Genomic DNA, 15,888 nt, shown 5'->3' on the forward strand with positions numbered 1-15,888 from the left:
CCACTCTACCGCTGCCCGGAGGCGGGAAAAGGGTAGCTATCGGCCGCGTCGGCGTCCCCGTCGTCCTCGTCCGCGTGCTCCTTGCTGCCCGCCACAAAGGCTGCGGCCCACAGCACCGACGTGCGGAAATGGCGATAGTCCTTGTCGGTGAGGAAGGTGCGAGCAAGATCCTTGCTATATGGCACCTCCTCATCCCCGCTCTTGAGATTTGCCCAGTCGATCAGTACCGTTTCAAGCAGGGCTTCACCGACGATCTTCTCCATCAGTGCGGGCGGGACGGTGCCGTCGCGGTGACGGGCGCCCTTCGGGACGTTGCGCAAGGCCTTATTGAGGAAACGCTTGAAATCCTCGTTGCCTTCACCGCGCACCTTCAGGCGCAGGTCGCCCATCTCCGGGATCTTGTCGACCCATTCGCCGGTCTCGATGACCGCGCTGTCAACCTTGATGCTCTTGATATCCATTGAAAAAGGTCTCCTTGTCACAGAAAGGGTGGCGGAAGGCGCTGTGACCCGCCTCCCGCCGGCCGCGAGGGATCCGTCCAGGACCTCACGACGTCGGTGGGGCCGGATTAGGCCGGCAGGTAGTGGAAGCGCTGGACCGCCATGGTGTAGCCAAGCGTCGGGTGACGGATGGCCTGGAAGTTGGCCGACAGCATCACGTCGGCGTTCTTGCCGCTGACGGAGGGAGAACCGGACGAATACTTCGTGTACGGCAGATCGATCAGGATCGAGGGACGCGTCCCATCCTGGCGGCCGAAAAGGATGCTGAAGTTCGAGGCCGTGTTGTTGGTCACCTGCTCGTAAATCGACTTGTCGCCGAAGTAGAGTTCCTGCGTGCCGGTCACCGCGAATTCGCCGTTACCGATGCCAACCGCACCGATCGAGCCCACGGCGTTCTGTGCCCGCAGGTTGTTGTTGACCTCAATGGTCGCCGACATGACGAAGTTCGGGCCGGTGACCGCAACGCCGCCGATGCCGATGCGGCCCACATTGGACGAGGTGTTGAGCACGTCGCCCGTGGTCGCAGCGACATCCGTCGCACCCGAGACCCGTGTCGCAACAATTTCAGAGGATCGCCCGATGTAGCCCTTGGTGTAGGTCGCGATCTGCTGCGCCGGGGCGCTGACACTGAGCGTGTTCAGCTCCAGGCCGCGGAAATACTCGTAGCTGACCGGGGAGTGATCGAGATACTGGCGCTCGAAGGTCGAGGAGCGCTTCGTCGTGCCGTTCTTCAGGAAGTCGCCGGTGAAGATCTGGATCGTCTTGCCCGTGCCCGTGTCGGCATTCCAACCGGCCGGAACCTGATCGAATGAGAGCTTGCCCGCGGCGATGGCCGACACACGAGCCCATCCATTATTCGCGGCGGTCCCGAACTGGGTACCCGTGGCGGTCCCGCCGATCTTCACCCATTCGCCGACGTTGAGCCCGAGTGTGGTGAAATCGAGGGCCGTCGCGGTCAGGCCGTTGCCGCCTGCCGTCACGGCCGCCACGTCAGCAGATGCCGCTTCAAAGCCAACGACACGCGCTGCTGCACCGACAGGGATCGGATCAGCCTCGATCGCGAAGGTGGCAGCCGGGAACACGATGGTCGTCGCAGTGGACGAGGTGACCCGGGCCAGCTTGTTGTTGGCTGGCGTGGGAAGGCCGCTCAGCGCGACGAGATGACCAGCCTTGAAGGCCGCGCCACCCGAAGCGACGGTGACGGTGGTCGCGGTGACGTCCGAGATCTCGGTGTCAACGGTCGCAACGACGATCGCGGGCTTGCTCGCCCACGTACCCTGGAGCGCTTCCTCGAAATCATCATCCGCTGCGCCAAAGGACAGCTCACCGCCGACATCGCCAGCGACCTGATATCCAACGAGGATGAGGTCAGCGACCTGACGGTCAGCGCGGATCTCATTCGAGGTGACGGTCTGGGGTGAGGGATTGAGACCGCTCGACGTCTGCCGGATTTCCTTGAAGGCAGGGTTCGGAGGAGTGACGCCTGCGGTGACTTCACGGACCTTGGCGAGCTTGACGCGGTTGGTTGACTGCAGATCGGCCATGCGGGCCTCCTTTATGGTCGTGCGGGAGCCGCATGCGACCCGAGAAAAGCGAGCGATCAGCCCGCCGGTGAATTGTCGAAGGGATCAGCCGAGGGTGTCGGCGTAGTAGGGAACGGCGAAAGTCACCGTGAAGTAGTTGTCCGCGTAGTTCCGACTATCGAGCGTCGGCGGTGACGGCGCCCAGGTGGTGACACCACCGAACTGCTTCGCCTGGAAGATCAGCGCCAGCTCGTCAGCCCAGGCGAGCGCCGTATCTCGTCCTTGGCCGCGCTCGGTGCGAAGGACGAAGCGGATGGCGCCTTCCTCACGAAAGACGTTGTTGCCCGGCGCTCCGATGGTGATCTGCCCCCGGTTCGCGACGGGGTACTGGACTTCCAGAAAGGCGGACCCGTCTTCCGGGCCCGTTGGCTCTTCGTTGATGTCGAACACGGGGCACCGCGTCCACAGAGCGGCAAGCCGCGCCTCGACGGCGTCGGCGACTGCTTTGCTGGGCATCCCGCTACCTCAATGTGATGATGACAGCCGGCTGCCTGCTGTCCGGATCTTTCTTGGATCCGGCAACCGTCCGGTATGAGAAGCGGATACGAGCCATGTTGCCGAAGCGGGCATTGGCGAGCGCGGCGACAGCCTCGAAGACGCCGTCCGGAGCCTGCTCAGAGAGGCCGCGCTCGATTTTACGGGCATAGGGCTGGATGTTGACGAAGGCATATTCCTGAGCATCCGGAACGTTCAGACCGGGCTCGATCTCGACGCCGTCCGCATAGAATTTATGGGAGCCACGATAGCGGCCCGTGAGGACGGGAGAGTGCAGGACCAGTTGCTCGCCAATCCAGGCGAAGATCTCGTTGATCAGGTCGAATTCAAAGACGATTCGGCCGTCCGGCTTCACGCTATCGAGGGGAGCCCCTTCTTTGCCGTCGACGAAGGCGGTGTGAGGCGTCTCGTGACCAAGGGCCTGCTTGTTCTGTGCCTGCGCTTTAGCAAGCTCCTCGCGGGCAAAGTCAGCGATGATCTTGCTACGGGCTTCAGGCCCAACGCTCGACGAAAGGGCAAGAGCAATATCACGATCGATCGGGTCGACCTTCACCTTGACGGCCATCAGCGCATCTGCCCCCTGATGCAATACAGAACGCTGTGCCCGAACGCTCGGCATTCATCCCATGTGGCGAGGCCAATCGCGACAGCCACACCGCCGAACACGACAGTGAAAATGACGGCGATGGCGTTGCGATGAAACCGGCTCATCAGCCCGGCACACCTTCGCAGTCGAGTTCGATGCGCACCACCTGACCCTGTACACGCTTCACGCGCGGCATCTGGACAGTGCGGGCCTTGCCATCGACGAGGATCTGATCGAGGCGCTTCGGAATAGCCGGGAGGCCGGTGGGCGAGATGATCACCACCGAGCGGACGATCGCCACGCCGTTGCCGTTCTCACTACCGTCCACGTCCCGGACATGACCCTTGATTGGGGTGTCCACGTGAGGCGTCGGGGCCTTATGGATCTGCCGGAACACTATGTCGGTGCCGTCTTCCGCCAAGATGGCGTCGAGATCGGCGATCATGTCAGCTGGGCTCATCATGCCAGTGGCCAGCAACGGAAGGGCTCGAGGAAGTTCGCCACAGCCTGGCGGGTGATCGCGTCAACCGCTCCTGTCATGTCCCATTCGCGGGAGCCGATGCCGTCGACGACCTTCTTCTTCAGGTTCACGTCGGAGCCGGTCATGCCGTATTGCGACCGAACATGGAGAAGCATCGCGGACAATAATTCGGCTGGCACCGTCTCGAAACCGACGACGGCACGGACAATAATTCGGGATCCGGGCTGGATAGCTGGCCAGCGCGTGCCGTGAGCCGGGACGATCGAGACAGTCATTCCGTCATTGCGGAGCTCAAATGCCTCGTCATCGAGGACCTGGTCATCGCCCGTCGTGTCGACGTACGTGATCGTTTCCACAGACTGGACAGGCGCCACCGGAACCCGCGTGAAATCACAGAACCTGTCGCACTTCACCACGACCGTCTGAGACGGAACGTAGATCGAGCAATAACGCTCCACATGGCCGCGAGCGGCCTTCATCATGAGTTCCAGCGTGTCGTCCAACTCGGTATCGGACAAGGCAATGCCGCACTGGCGCTTGACCTGCTCAAGGGTGAGCGGGTCCGTGCCGTCCGGGGGAATAACGACAGTCGCCGGATACCACATATCAGCCCCGCTTTTCCGGTGCGGGCTTCTTCGTAGCGCGCTCGACCTTCTCGTCATCCTTGACGGGAACAGCCATGCCGGCCTCGATCATCCGCGTCGCCTCCTTGGTCGAGAAGCGATCCGTCTCCTCATTGGGAGACAGGGCGAAGTCAGTGCCGGCGATGCCGACGAGCATCTTGATCTTCATGGGGATCACCTCGGAAGGGGTTGGCGCCGCGATGTACGGCGCCAACGTTGGTTACGAAGCGGCGGTGATGAGGTGCTTCACCGCGGCAGTGTCGCCAAGCTCACCATCGAAGCGGATGAGGCCAGCGATGCCGAGATCCGGCCAAAAGCGCTCGCGAAGGACGCCAATGACGGGAGATCCGACCTTTCGGACGAAATACTTGCTGAAATCGCCAAAAAGCATGACCTTTTTGGCCGCTCCAAGCGAATCCATGTCGTCATTGATGCTGTAGCGGTAGCCAAGCAGGGTGCTGGGCTCGCCAGTGGTGATGTCCCCCATCTGCCAGAGATAATTACCCTGACCGTCCTTCAGCTTACGGATTGCCGCGAGGGTCGTATCCGCGAACATGAACCGGGACTTGGGAGAGCGCCGGTAGGCCGAATTCACCGAGTGAAGAAGATCGATGATCTCGTCGCTGGTGATCGCGGCGGTGGCGGCGGCGGTCTTGCCGAGGCTGGACGCCGTGACGATGCCGTTGGGGTCGCCAGTGCCGTCGCCGACCGTCAGCTCCTTGTTAGCCAGGCGGCCGAGGCGCTCACCGAGCAGGTCACCCAGCAGGGATTCGACGTTGAAGATCGAATCCTGCGCCAGCTCCATGGAGAAGCGGATGAACTCGGTGTCGTAGACGTAGGCGTCAAGGGACTTCTGCCCGAAGGTGACGTCCTTGCCGCCGTCGTCCGTGAGGGCCGTTGCTTCCGTATGCTTTTCAGCAGTGACGGCCGTGTCATCGACGGTCGGGATCTTGATCGGGTTGCCGCTCGACGTGTTGAGGACGGTGCAGATGTCCTCATCGTACATCGGCCCCCAGGCCTTCATCGTCTTGATGATGAAGCCGGCAAGCTCGGTCGGGACCGTGAAGCCGCCCGCGGTCGTCGTACCGGCCGTCTGAGCGCGAAACTCAGCCTTTGCCTCGGCGCCCCGGCGAAGAACGGCGCGCTCTTCCGAGTTCAGTTCGGACGGGTCGCCGCCAACCGCGAGGAACTTGTGGAATACCTGGCGATATTCCAGCGGGGTGCCGTCATCGGAGCCGCGGGCCTCCCCGTCACCGGGCGCCGGACGCATGCGGGCACGACGCTCCTCGTCACGCTTCTCGATCGCGGCAAGGGTCTCCTCGCGCTTGATACGAGCCTCGATCTGGTCATGCTCTGCCATCGCGGCGTCGTGCTGGCTCTCCAGCTCCTTGACGCGGGCCTCGTCCGTGGTGCCGTTGATCTGGTCGAGACGTTCGCGGGCCTCGGTGACAAGCTTCGCCTGCCGGTCCCGCAATTCCTTGATGCGATTGTCCATCGCCATCCTCCAATAAAAAAGCCCGCGCGAAGCGGGCCGGGTGTGCGGTTGGGCGGGGCTCAGGCCCGCGCTTTACTCCTCGACGTCAAGTCGAGGGTGACCTTCATGCCGAGGCGTCGAGCCGCGGCGTTGAAATTCTGCTGGCGGCGTTCCTTCCGGGCGGCGTCCAAGGATCTCATGGCGATCGACGTGCCGTCGTAGGCCGGTTCCGAGACGATCGACACCTCGTCCAAGATGACCTCACGAATGGTGCGGAGCGGCGTTTCGCCTGTCTCGTCCCACTCCTGTTTTGTCACGACGAAGCCGAAGGACATCCCGGAAATGTCGCCGCGCTCAATAAGGGTCCTGGCATCCCGGCCATCGGAGGTGTCCGGCAAGTCGATCTCGACAGCGAGGCCCTTCTCGTCTTCCCGAAGGCGTAGCGTGCCGGCCGATTTCCGACCGAGCACACGGCCGCGATCGTGTCCGAAGTAGGCGCGGACGTCCGACGATGCCAATGTCTTCTCAAAGGCGCCGCGCGTCAGCACTTCGCGGAAATGCCCCCCGATATCGGCGATCTCACCGAACACGGCAGCGTAGCCCGCCACTGTCATCTTGCCAGCATCGTCAGCGCGATGCTCGACGTCACGCACGAGCGAGCGGATTTCCGCTTCAGGCTGCTGCGGCATTCTGCTCTCCATTGTCGTCCAGAGGCGGCCCGCCGTTATCGCCAATCCCACGCTCGGGCTGTTGTCCCAAAACCACCGTGGCGCCCTGCACAAGAAGTTCGTCAGCGGCCGGGTTGCTATGCGCGGCACGCTCTTCAAGGGCGCGGGCTTCATTCGGCGTCATCTGCGCCGTCTGAACGGCACGGGCGATCGCCTCGATACGGGTCTTCAGATCACCGCGCATGATGCCGTCGAGGTTATGCCGCACATACCGCGAGCCGCGTCCACGCCCGAACAGCTTCAGGTTCATCTCGTCTTCGAGGGCGCCAGCCCAATGGCCGATGAGATGCTTGACGAGGTGCAGGTCCTGCTGTTCGGCGTTGGTGAAGGTCGCACGAGTGAGATCCTGCAGAAATACCGGGGGCAGCTGCCAAGCCCTGGCAAATTCCTCCACCTGGAAGCGGCGGGCATCGATCATCTGGCCTTTTGCCGGATCGAAACCGACAGGCTTCAGCTCGTAGCCTGGCGGGATCGCAAAAACGGGCTTGTCTGACTTCTTGGCGGCCTCGATCGCGCGCCAGGTGTCATCCATCGAACGCTTGATGCCATCAGCGCCAGCCGCAAGCGGACCCGTCAGAGCAAGCGGCGGCACACCTCCACCGGCAAAGAACTGGCTTCCGTAATCGTTCATCGCCAGAGCGAGCTGAATTGCCTTCGCGGCCATCTGGATCGGTCCATGATGCCCGGTCTGGTCATCCTTCAGCATGAACGCGACGTCGATGATGTCCTCTGCCGGGTACTCCTTGCCCTCGAACTGATAGACAAGCTTGAGACCGCGGCGCTTGATCGTGACCTTCTTCGCATTGATGGGCCAAATGTTCTCGACTGACGACCCGCTGCGCTCGATCCAGGCGAGCCCCCGCCCACCGGTGAACACCTGCTGCCAGAAATACTGCCGGAACTTAAAGCTGCCCATCTCCGGGTTCGGCGCGTCGCGCACGATCGTCTGAAGCTTGCCCCCGACCTTGACGGCGCCCTTGTCGGTGTCTCGATACGCGTGCAGCGGCAGGTAGGCCAGCGTCCGCGAGAGAAACGATACCGCCGCCAGCACCGCCGGCACCCGCAAGGCGCTGTCGATCGTGACGCTCGGCAGATTGGCTGACGACTGCCCGAAGAACGCGAGGAAGTTCTCTTCGCTAACTTTTACGGTCGGGTTCTCGATGCTCGCTGACCTCCACTCGGTCTGAACCGGTGGCGTCATGGGCTGTGAGCGGTTGAATGGCCACATCAGGCGGACACCAGGCTGAAGTTGGGATCGTCCCACGGTGATGTCATGATGACTTCCTCTTCGTGGGTCGCTGCCACGCTCATGGCCATTACCAGGGCGACCATTCCGTCAATGCGGCCTCGGCTCTTGGCCTTGGTCAGTTTCCGGTTTCCGGCTGGATCCGGCTGCACCACCGCGTTGGCGGCGCACATGGTCAGAACGGGGTGCATCCCGTGGACAAGACGCTCGTTCAAAAGCGCGGCCTCCAGGTCGCGAAGCGCTGGGCTCATCGACTGGAAGCCTTGGCCGAACTCAACGAATCGGGCCTCGATCTCGGCATCGCTGAAACCTGACTTGACCAGCCAAGGCTTGAGGTGCCGGAAGTTCCACCGGTCGAAGGCGATCTGGCGGACGTCGTAGAGGTCGCAGACGTGGCGCAGATGCTCGGCGACGAACTCGTAATCGACAGTCCGACCGGGCGCTGTCTGGAGGAAGCCCTGATCACGCCACACGTCATACGGAACGCGGTCTTTTCGGGCCTTCTCTCTCAGGTTCTCACCCGGTAACCAGAACGTCGGGCGGACGTGCCACTTGCCTTTCGATGGCGCCACCATGACGAAAGCCGTCAAGTCGGTCGTCTCCGATAGATCGAGGCCACCGAACACCGGAAGCCCTTCGAAATCAGCAACGCCGTCGCCCGCATTCGCCTGCCACACCGGGCGCGACACGAACGGCGCGAACATCTCGACGCGCCGGTTAAGGACAAGGTTCTCGAATTCCGGTTGCCGAGATGGCTGGCGCCTGGCGTCTTCCGCCATGGCCAACACTTCCACCTCGTTCTGGAAGTCGCCGAAAGCCGGGTTGGCTGCCCTGATGGCTTCCTCGCTGAATGTGTCCGCCGTCTCTGGCGCCGAGTACAAGAACAAGCGCACCCGAGGGTCTGCCTCGGTCCTGGCATCGTCGATCAGCACGGACAGAAGATCCGCATCAGTCGGCGCCTGCGTCGAGATGATGATCGAGAGCGGGTCACTCTGCGCGGCGGTCGCCGTCTCAAGCGCCTCGTACAGCTCCGACTTCGGCCCCTTCACCTGGCCAAGCTCGTCATGCACCGTGAACACGGGTGATAGCCCGTATGCGGTCGTAGCATCAGCCGACAAGGCTCGATAGATCGTGCCGAGTTCAGCGCATAGCAGCTGCTTGCTCGATTGGACTGGGTTCACATAGGCGCTGAGCGTCGGCGACAGGCGCACCATCTTGGCAGCCAGGTTGAACAGAATGCCCGCCTGCTCACGTGATTGAGCCGCGCTGTACAGCTGGGAATTCGGTTTCGCCTCTGGCCCGCACAGATGGAGCAGCAGAAGGAAGGCACTGAGCGCCGTCTTGCCGTTCTTACGGCCGAAGCTGATGATCGCGCGACGCGTCGGCTGGTCGTAGATGCCGCGAATGATATCGCGCTGCCACTCCCGGAGCTTGACCGGCTTCCCGACAAGGCGCCCCTCCGGCACCCGGCAATGTTCCTCTATCCATGCAATGTTGCGCTCGGCACGTGTCCGAACGGGTTTGGCCTTTACACGTCTTGCCACGGTGGCTTCATCGTCGTGGGCTTGCGTGCCTGTTCAGCGCGAACCGTTGCCTGCTGGCTGATGCGCATGCGCGTGGCAAGCGACGAGATGGCCCGCGATTGCTCCTCCTCCGATCGAAGGAGATCGCGATATTCCTTCACGTCGATATCCTCGGATGTCTCCAGCTTGTTGAGCAGCTGGGCGAGGCGTCGGGCTCGAACAACATGGCGGCAATATTGCGCCAGCATCCCGTGCGTCTCGCGGGGGAACCAGTCAACCGGCATGCGATTGACCACCGCCCACCACTCATCTGCCTGCTCGTCAGTCAGATCGTATGGGGCATCAGGACGCTCGATGGTCTCGATCGTCGGGATCGAGGCAACGGCCAATGACGCCGCCGGAACTCGGCCGCGTTTCGCCATGTGAAACCTTTTTTATACGGGTTTTGCTCAAGTCGGGGCCCCAGTCGGTCGGCGCCCCGGAAATGTTGCAAAAATGACCCGCCCCCTACCGCACCGCAACATCGACCGTTGTGCGGCGCAACATGACCCATTTTGACACGCCATAGATGGTTTCAGACGAAATGATCGGAAATGATTCAAAATGACACGATCAAATCGGTTGCGTCTGTAACTATCTCGAAGCCGGGGTCGGCCCGAACTCGGCACGTGGTTATGTGCGGTTCCACGGGTGATCGGCCGCGAGGGGCCTGCCGTTCACATCGTTGCCGATCGCGTAGCCTCGCATCTCTTCAGCCTTGACGATGCTGTCGTGACAGGCCTTGCACACGCTCTGATGGTTCGTCGGGTCGATGAACAGTGTCCAGTCGCCCTTGTGAGGCTTGACGTGGTTGACCGTGTCAGCCGGGGTGATGATGCCTCGCTGGTCGCATCGCTCGCACAGGGGCTTGCGTCTCAGCTGGTGTGCTCTCAGTCCCGTCTCAGGGTGACGCCATGCGGGGAGGCTGTACCAGGCTCGCCATGGTTGTTCGGCCCTGCGCTTCGCATCGTGCTCACGCTTGCGGCGAAGGCGCTGGTGATCAGAGGTCATGGGCCTCGATGGCAGTCCGAACCCGAGCGGCGACGAATGCGTCCCAACCGCTGTAATCCTCGAAACGGCGATACCACGCATCCTCAGCCTCGGTCAGTGTCTCGACCTTGGCCGCTCGACGGATGCGCTTCGTAAAGCCCCGCTTGATCTGGGGCAGGTTCCGCGGCCGGTTGTAGCAATGGCGGGTGCGGGTCAGGTAGTCGACCTCGTCGCCGTTAGTCAGCGGCTCGCGATGGCCCATCATTTCAGCCAGCCTGCCCACCACATGAGGCCCATCGTTGGGAGGATGGCGAGCCAGAGCACCACGCCAATGACCGACAGGATCTGACCGAGCACAACCATCGTGATGATGACGCCTTGCTTCATGTCCGTCCCCATAGCTCAGCCCATGCTCGATAGGTGGAGTGCCACCAGAGGGCGATGACGACAGCGTGCATTGGTTGCGGCCCTCGGGGTCGAACTATTGGGGCCGCGCGTACCCATGGTTTTGTAAGTGCCTGTCAAGATAGGCTGCGATTAACTGGATCCGCTCTTTCACAGCCAACGGCTTGTCACCAAGCATCCCGATCGCAACATTGCACGGCGAACAAAGGATCCCTCTCACTACACTCGTCTCGTGGCAATGGTCGACAACGAGCGGGGAACGTGCGCCGCATGCCTCGCAGCAACCGCCGCTACGGCTTTTCGCATTGATCACTTGGGAGACGGGGACGCGAAGACGGTTTGCTATAACCCTGTCCGGGTTGTCGCGCTTCCACTTGTTCGATGATCGTACCTGCTTCTCACGATTGGCCGGATACCAGACCGACTTCACATAAGCATTGTGGCACGCCTTGCACTTTGAGTGCCGTCCATCCGGAGACGCAGCTTTACGGGAGAAGGCTTCCAACGGATGTTGCAGCTTGCAGGAGCAGCATACCTTCATATGCAGCTCCAGGCAGTTAGACCGGGCAGCCCACCGGGGCTTGTGACCGCAGAAACTCACCCAATTTTCGTACACGAATATTCTTGACGCTTACCTATTTTTCGTGTACAAAAAATACATGATGATCACTTACGACGAAGCCAAGCGGCAGACCAACCTCAGAAAGCACGGGCTCGACTTTGCCGACCTCGATGTCGAGTTCTTCGCTTCGTCCATGGTGATCCCGGCAAAAGCTGGCCGCTTCATGGCTATCGGAGAATTCCGGGGCGAGATCATCATCGCCGTGGTGTTTCGCCCCCTCGGTTCGGAAGCGCTGTCGGTTATCTCGATGCGGTCGGCAAGCCGGAAGGAAAGGAGCATCCTATGACGAAGCGAACCAAGCACATCACCGATGTGGAAGAAGCCCGGATCCAGCGGCAGATCGCCAGCGATCCCGATGCACCCGAAGCAACCGACGAGCAGCTTGCTCAAGCCAAGCCGTTTGCGAAGGCTTTCCCGGACCTGATGGACAGCATCAAGCGTGCTCGGGGACGGCCAAGGGTCGCCGCACCGAAGGAGGCGGTGACCTTGCGCCTTGATCCCGCTACCGTCGCCCGGTTCAAAGCGGCCGGGAAAGACTGGCGGGTCAAAATGTCAGAGCTGCTGGAAAAGGCCAACGTCTAGGCCCGAAACGACAACGCCCGGAGCCGCATGAAGCGATCCGGGCGCAAAAATCCAAGTTCCTGATTTGTACCAATCTCGGTCGACCGTGTCAAGCGGCCTCGCTATCGCTTGATCCAAGCTCCCGCGCGGCACGCAACAGGCCATGTCGGGGGCCGGCAACGCCGCGATGTTCTGCCACCTCCCGCAACGCCTCGATCAAGCGGGCGGTCACGATCGCCTCTGCTGACTTTTGCCAGCGCGGCTTTCCGCCATCGGTCGTGATTACCGTCCGGCCCCATATCGCTGCGACTTCGGCGATAGCCTGCCCCTGACCCACGATCGACGTCAGCAACAAGTATCCCTCGCGCCGCACCACAGGCAGGATCGCTCGAAGATCGCGGCTGGCCTGCATCGTCGAATCGGAAAGGGGATCGCTGAAGCCGCCACCGTCAACCGGCTCTTTGGTCGGATCGAAGGCCGTCAGCGGGCCGATGGAAGCGCGCTCGTACACGGCCCGAAACCATTGGCCCGCCTCATACTCGGCATCGTCGATGCGGCGCCGTGATTTCAGGATCTCAAGCGGGCTCTCGCGGACGTTGATGGTGACGCGGAGGCGCTTGTCAGGTTCGTATGGATCCTTGACGTCCTTGTGCCCGATCTCGATACGGCCGTCGTTCCCGTGCAGATCCTCGCGGCGATGGCGACGACGGCGCATCGTGTTCGCCTCGTCCTTGCGCTCGCGGTTCAGCCTCGCGGTGGCGCCCTGGATGCGCTCGGCAAGACGATCCGCACCCCGCGCATAGGCGGACAGGGGCGCATATCGGTTCACCGCGCGCTTGGCCTTCGTGAGCAGCCGGAAGGCACGGGCGTGCAGGGCCTCATGCTTGACGGCGCGGTCATGATGCCCCTTCGCGCGGGCACGCTCGGCAGCAAGCCGGTGCCGGTCTGCGCTGCGCTCCCAGCGTTCCGCCTTCGCTTCTGCCTCTGCCTTGCGCTCATGGACTGTCTTCAAGCTGCTGCCCTTTCCATCATGAGAACGTCGTTCCAGTCGGTGCCGATGTCGCGGGGGATCTCGACAGACACGTCACGGCCGCTGTCCGCGAGGCGCCTTGCCAGAGAGAAGGCCATGTTCTGGCCCGCGTATTTCAGGTCGTTATCCCCGAAGATCACGATGCGCTTTGCCTCTTCAGGCGGCTGCCAGCCCGCTAGCTTCCCGGCATCCAAGGCAGACCAGACAGGCATGTTGAACAGGATCGATGCGGACAAGGCTGTCTCGATCCCCTCGGCTATCCCGAGCGTGTCGGTAAACTCGGCAAGCCGCACAGCCCCGCCATGGGGCGCCTGTCCCGGCATGAGCTTGCGCGGTGGCTCAACAGGCGCTTTCCGTCCGTCAAGCGTCAGGTATGTCCGGTGAAGCGTGCCGTTCTTCCCATCGACGGCGGCAGAAACAACCGCCACCATCCCCGGGTACAGGGTGCCGGCATCCGATGAGTGGAACATTTCTGTCACCGATCGGAGGCACGACGGGAACTCTTCCAGTGCGATTCCACGGGCTCTCAAGTACCGATCGACGTGGTCGCCGCGCTTGACCTCGGTCGTCGCCTTCCAAAGCTTGACGCTGGCATCGCGGCTTTCCTTGTCGTCGCGCTTTTGCTTGAACTCCTGCACCGGAATATCGCCGAGGATGGAGTCGATCTCATCGGCCGTCTGGCGGAAATCCCAGCCCTTAACCAGCATGACGAGGTTAGCGCCGTCTCCTGCCTCGCATTTCGAGCAGATGTAGGTTCCACGGCCGTCCTTGTTGTCGAAGCGGAACCTGTCCTTGCCGCCACAGATGGGACAGGGGCAGTGCTTGCCGGTCAGGAACTCAGGTGACACGCCCAGCTTCGGGAGGATGCCCAGCCACTTGCCGCGAGCCCGATCTCTGAATGTGGCCATGCTCATGCGGCAGCTCCACGTTCGGCGAGCTTCCGGCCCATGGACTTCCTGATGTTGTAGGATTTCACCCAGTTCAACACGGTGTTGCAGGGCTCCTGCGGCCTTACATCGTTGAGACGGGGGTCCTTCGGCTTCACGCCGAATTTCTCCACGTAGGCGTAGTAAGCCCAGCCGCCCTTGTATCCCCGACGCTCGGCATAGCCTTTGAGTTGGGCGTAGAAGCTGATCTTCTCGGCCATGGTGGCTTCCGTCTTCGATTTCGCCTTGCCGCGCGACGACAGCTCGATCAGCTCACCCGGCGCACATTCGATCTGGGATTGCCGTTGAGGGGCGAAGCCGCAGCTCGGGCAGACATGAACCTTCGCCGGCTTGAGGAAGGTGCAGCTCGGGCATTCTTTCGGCAGCGCCTCCGGCCTTTCTTCGCGCGTCGATCCCGACGACTTCTTCGGATCACCGTTGTCCAGATGCTCGTGGCGGATGTCCGTGACGAAGCCGAGCTTCAGGGTGGTGTCGCTGTGATCGAGAATCAGGCAGTCAGCCTTGCCTTCGGCCGTGCGCAGACCGCGCCCGATGATCTGGACGTAGAGCATTTCCGACTTGGTCGGACGGGCAAGGATGATGCACCGGACATCCCAGTCGATGCCGGTGGTAAGGCACCCGACGTTGCAGACGACCTGAATGTTGCCAGCATGGAAATCAGCTTCGACCTTCTCTCGATCTTCGATTTCGGTCCTTCCGTCGATGTAGCCGGTGCGAACGCCAGCAGCCTCGAAACGAGCCTGTAGCTTTTGGGCGTGAGCACGGTCGACACCGAAGCACAGGGTCGGACGATTCTCGCCACGCTCAAGCCAGGTCTGAACGATGTCGGCGGTGAGGGAGCCCTTATCCATCGCCTCGGATAGCTGACCCTCGTGGTAGTCGCCCGCGATAGTCTTCACGCCGGTCAGGTCGGGATGCGACGGCGCGAAGACGCGGAATGGCGACAGGTAGCCGCGCTCGATCAGGTCGCCGGTCGTCGCGGCGATGATGAGATCGTCGTAGTGCTTACCGAGGCCCCGCGCCCAGGGCGTGGCTGATAGCCCGATGAACGGGACCTTCTGCCAGTCCGCGTCATTCATCCACCGCCGGTACAGGTCATGCATGACGTGCGCCTCGTCGATGACCACCACGTCAGCGGCAGGCAACTGGCGGTTCCTCAACGTCTGGACGCTCGCGATCTGGATGGGCTGTGAAGGGTCGGTCCGTGGGTGGCTCGCTTGGATCACGCCGATCCCGGTAAGCCCCTCCTTCTCGAAGGCCTCAAGGGTCTGGTTGATGAGCGAAATCTGGGGGGCGCAGAAAACGACGCGGTTCCCTTTTCTCCGCGCACCATCGACGACAGCCGTCGCGAGAAGCGTCTTTCCAAAACCTGTCGGCGCTTGGAGCATGATGCGCTTGTTCCCTGCCATCAGGGACTGCCGCATCAACGCCAGCGCGCTCACCTGGTGGTCGTAGAGCGGCCTCATGCCCGCACCTCGATCTGCTCAGCGTCGCCGATGGAAGATCCCCAGCCAGAGGAAGCGAGGCCACCCGCCACCACCCGAAGCACCGGACGTCCGAGCCCTGCCTCTCGCGTACGTGGAGCCTCTTCCTGAAACGTCAGTTCCTCTTCTTGGCTAGGGTGTTTGTATATTTCCTGTAGTTTTCCCTGGCACTCCACTGCCGGGGGGTGCGGCACTACACTGCCGGTTACGGATTTCGCTGCCACCGGCACTGCACTGCCGGTTACGACGGGACGGGTAACCTTCCGGAGATCACCGCGACAGACATCGAACGTCTTGTCCAAGGCCAACGTAATCCGATCGGAGAGGCGACCCTTGTTCCCCGCGTTCCGTTGTTCCCTCGTAATGACGCCGAGCCGGGTCAGGACGGCGAGCGACTGTCGGACCTGTCGATCCTTCAGGCCAAGGTCCCGGGCGATGGTCGCCTGACTGACATAGGTCGATCCATCATTGCCGACGCGAGCGGCCAAGGCATTTAAGAGAGCATGGAGATGGGGGGCGCCGACTTTTTGTTGTCGTGCCCAGATCATGGCGGCGCCGCTCATACTTGCGC

At 62.1% G+C, this 15,888-nt stretch carries 23 protein-coding genes; 2 read left to right on the forward strand and 21 right to left on the reverse strand.

The genetic code is table 11. The features are described 5' to 3' along the window. Positions 1 to 5: 5 nt before the first annotated feature. From KIO74_RS19565 to KIO74_RS32700, 17 genes are all read right to left on the reverse strand, one after another. Entirely contained in the window at positions 6 to 461 is a 456-nt protein-coding gene (locus KIO74_RS19565) for a phage-derived protein YdaY family protein (RefSeq protein ID WP_213333493.1), read from the reverse strand. 107 nt (positions 462 to 568) lie between these two features. After that, positions 569 to 2,044 (reverse strand): phage tail tube protein, encoded by a 1,476-nt coding sequence (locus KIO74_RS19570; protein ID WP_213333494.1) that lies wholly within the window; start codon positions 2,042 to 2,044, stop codon positions 569 to 571. Between the two features lie 84 nt (positions 2,045 to 2,128). Further along, complete coding sequence (locus KIO74_RS19575; RefSeq protein WP_213333495.1) at positions 2,129 to 2,539, reverse strand: phage tail terminator-like protein; 411 nt, start codon at positions 2,537 to 2,539, stop codon at positions 2,129 to 2,131. A 4-nt stretch (positions 2,540 to 2,543) separates the two neighbouring features. Next, entirely contained in the window at positions 2,544 to 3,143 is a 600-nt protein-coding gene (locus tag KIO74_RS19580; RefSeq protein WP_213333496.1) for a hypothetical protein, read from the reverse strand. Beyond that, entirely contained in the window at positions 3,143 to 3,289 is a 147-nt protein-coding gene (locus KIO74_RS19585; protein WP_213333504.1) for a hypothetical protein, read from the reverse strand. The genes KIO74_RS19580 and KIO74_RS19585 overlap by 1 nt, the downstream gene beginning before the upstream one ends. Then, positions 3,289 to 3,609, reverse strand: a complete 321-nt coding sequence (locus KIO74_RS19590) for a hypothetical protein (RefSeq protein WP_213333506.1) — start codon at positions 3,607 to 3,609, stop codon at positions 3,289 to 3,291. Before KIO74_RS19590 ends, KIO74_RS19585 begins: the two co-directional genes overlap by 1 nt. A gap of 14 nt (positions 3,610 to 3,623) precedes the next feature. Beyond that, the gene (locus tag KIO74_RS19595; protein WP_213333510.1) at positions 3,624 to 4,250 is read right to left on the reverse strand and encodes a head-tail connector protein; all 627 of its coding nucleotides are present in this window, start codon (positions 4,248 to 4,250) and stop codon (positions 3,624 to 3,626) included. A 1-nt stretch (position 4,251) separates the two neighbouring features. Continuing rightward, the gene (locus tag KIO74_RS19600) at positions 4,252 to 4,437 is read right to left on the reverse strand and encodes a hypothetical protein (protein ID WP_213333512.1); all 186 of its coding nucleotides are present in this window, start codon (positions 4,435 to 4,437) and stop codon (positions 4,252 to 4,254) included. A 51-nt stretch (positions 4,438 to 4,488) separates the two neighbouring features. Next, positions 4,489 to 5,763 (reverse strand): phage major capsid protein, encoded by a 1,275-nt coding sequence (locus tag KIO74_RS19605; protein ID WP_213333514.1) that lies wholly within the window; start codon positions 5,761 to 5,763, stop codon positions 4,489 to 4,491. Between the two features lie 59 nt (positions 5,764 to 5,822). Then, on the reverse strand, positions 5,823 to 6,431 hold the full coding sequence (locus KIO74_RS19610) for an HK97 family phage prohead protease (RefSeq protein WP_213333515.1): 609 nt from the start codon (positions 6,429 to 6,431) through the stop codon (positions 5,823 to 5,825). Beyond that, positions 6,415 to 7,671, reverse strand: a complete 1,257-nt coding sequence (locus KIO74_RS19615) for a phage portal protein (protein ID WP_249729461.1) — start codon at positions 7,669 to 7,671, stop codon at positions 6,415 to 6,417. The genes KIO74_RS19610 and KIO74_RS19615 overlap by 17 nt, the downstream gene beginning before the upstream one ends. Before the next feature lie 26 nt (positions 7,672 to 7,697). Further along, a complete protein-coding gene (locus KIO74_RS19620) occupies positions 7,698 to 9,260 on the reverse strand; it encodes a terminase large subunit (protein ID WP_213333516.1) in 1,563 nt (520 codons plus the stop codon). Continuing rightward, complete coding sequence (locus tag KIO74_RS19625) at positions 9,245 to 9,661, reverse strand: hypothetical protein (protein WP_213321431.1); 417 nt, start codon at positions 9,659 to 9,661, stop codon at positions 9,245 to 9,247. Before KIO74_RS19625 ends, KIO74_RS19620 begins: the two co-directional genes overlap by 16 nt. 250 nt (positions 9,662 to 9,911) lie before the next feature. Next, a complete protein-coding gene (locus KIO74_RS19630) occupies positions 9,912 to 10,289 on the reverse strand; it encodes an HNH endonuclease (RefSeq protein WP_213333517.1) in 378 nt (125 codons plus the stop codon). Further along, the gene (locus KIO74_RS19635) at positions 10,279 to 10,554 is read right to left on the reverse strand and encodes a hypothetical protein (protein WP_213333518.1); all 276 of its coding nucleotides are present in this window, start codon (positions 10,552 to 10,554) and stop codon (positions 10,279 to 10,281) included. Before KIO74_RS19635 ends, KIO74_RS19630 begins: the two co-directional genes overlap by 11 nt. After that, entirely contained in the window at positions 10,530 to 10,655 is a 126-nt protein-coding gene (locus KIO74_RS32280) for a hypothetical protein (protein WP_283772135.1), read from the reverse strand. Before KIO74_RS32280 ends, KIO74_RS19635 begins: the two co-directional genes overlap by 25 nt. A 94-nt stretch (positions 10,656 to 10,749) precedes the next feature. Then, on the reverse strand, positions 10,750 to 11,214 hold the full coding sequence (locus KIO74_RS32700) for an endonuclease domain-containing protein (protein WP_213333519.1): 465 nt from the start codon (positions 11,212 to 11,214) through the stop codon (positions 10,750 to 10,752). A gap of 118 nt (positions 11,215 to 11,332) precedes the next feature. On the opposite strand from KIO74_RS32700, the gene KIO74_RS19645 reads away from it, so the two are divergent. Together KIO74_RS19645 and KIO74_RS19650 are read left to right on the forward strand one after the other, a co-directional pair. Beyond that, complete coding sequence (locus KIO74_RS19645) at positions 11,333 to 11,581, forward strand: BrnT family toxin (RefSeq protein ID WP_213333520.1); 249 nt, start codon at positions 11,333 to 11,335, stop codon at positions 11,579 to 11,581. Next, positions 11,578 to 11,877, forward strand: coding sequence for a BrnA antitoxin family protein (locus KIO74_RS19650; RefSeq protein WP_213333521.1), 300 nt, complete (start codon positions 11,578 to 11,580; stop codon positions 11,875 to 11,877). The genes KIO74_RS19645 and KIO74_RS19650 overlap by 4 nt, the downstream gene beginning before the upstream one ends. Positions 11,878 to 11,965: 88 nt before the next feature. Here the strand turns inward: KIO74_RS19650 and KIO74_RS19655 are convergent, their stop codons facing one another. From KIO74_RS19655 to KIO74_RS19670, 4 genes are read right to left on the reverse strand one after another with little or no spacing between them, the layout of a single operon-like run. Beyond that, entirely contained in the window at positions 11,966 to 12,868 is a 903-nt protein-coding gene (locus tag KIO74_RS19655; protein ID WP_213333522.1) for a hypothetical protein, read from the reverse strand. Beyond that, a complete protein-coding gene (locus KIO74_RS19660) occupies positions 12,865 to 13,800 on the reverse strand; it encodes a toprim domain-containing protein (protein WP_249731075.1) in 936 nt (311 codons plus the stop codon). The genes KIO74_RS19655 and KIO74_RS19660 overlap by 4 nt, the downstream gene beginning before the upstream one ends. Next, positions 13,797 to 15,299 (reverse strand): DEAD/DEAH box helicase, encoded by a 1,503-nt coding sequence (locus tag KIO74_RS19665; protein ID WP_213333523.1) that lies wholly within the window; start codon positions 15,297 to 15,299, stop codon positions 13,797 to 13,799. Before KIO74_RS19665 ends, KIO74_RS19660 begins: the two co-directional genes overlap by 4 nt. Then, positions 15,296 to 15,880, reverse strand: a complete 585-nt coding sequence (locus KIO74_RS19670; protein ID WP_213333524.1) for a helix-turn-helix domain-containing protein — start codon at positions 15,878 to 15,880, stop codon at positions 15,296 to 15,298. Before KIO74_RS19670 ends, KIO74_RS19665 begins: the two co-directional genes overlap by 4 nt. Positions 15,881 to 15,888: the final 8 nt, after the last annotated feature.

The sequence above is a fragment of the Chelatococcus sp. HY11 genome (assembly GCF_018398335.1).
In the GTDB taxonomy this organism is placed as follows: domain Bacteria; phylum Pseudomonadota; class Alphaproteobacteria; order Rhizobiales; family Beijerinckiaceae; genus Chelatococcus.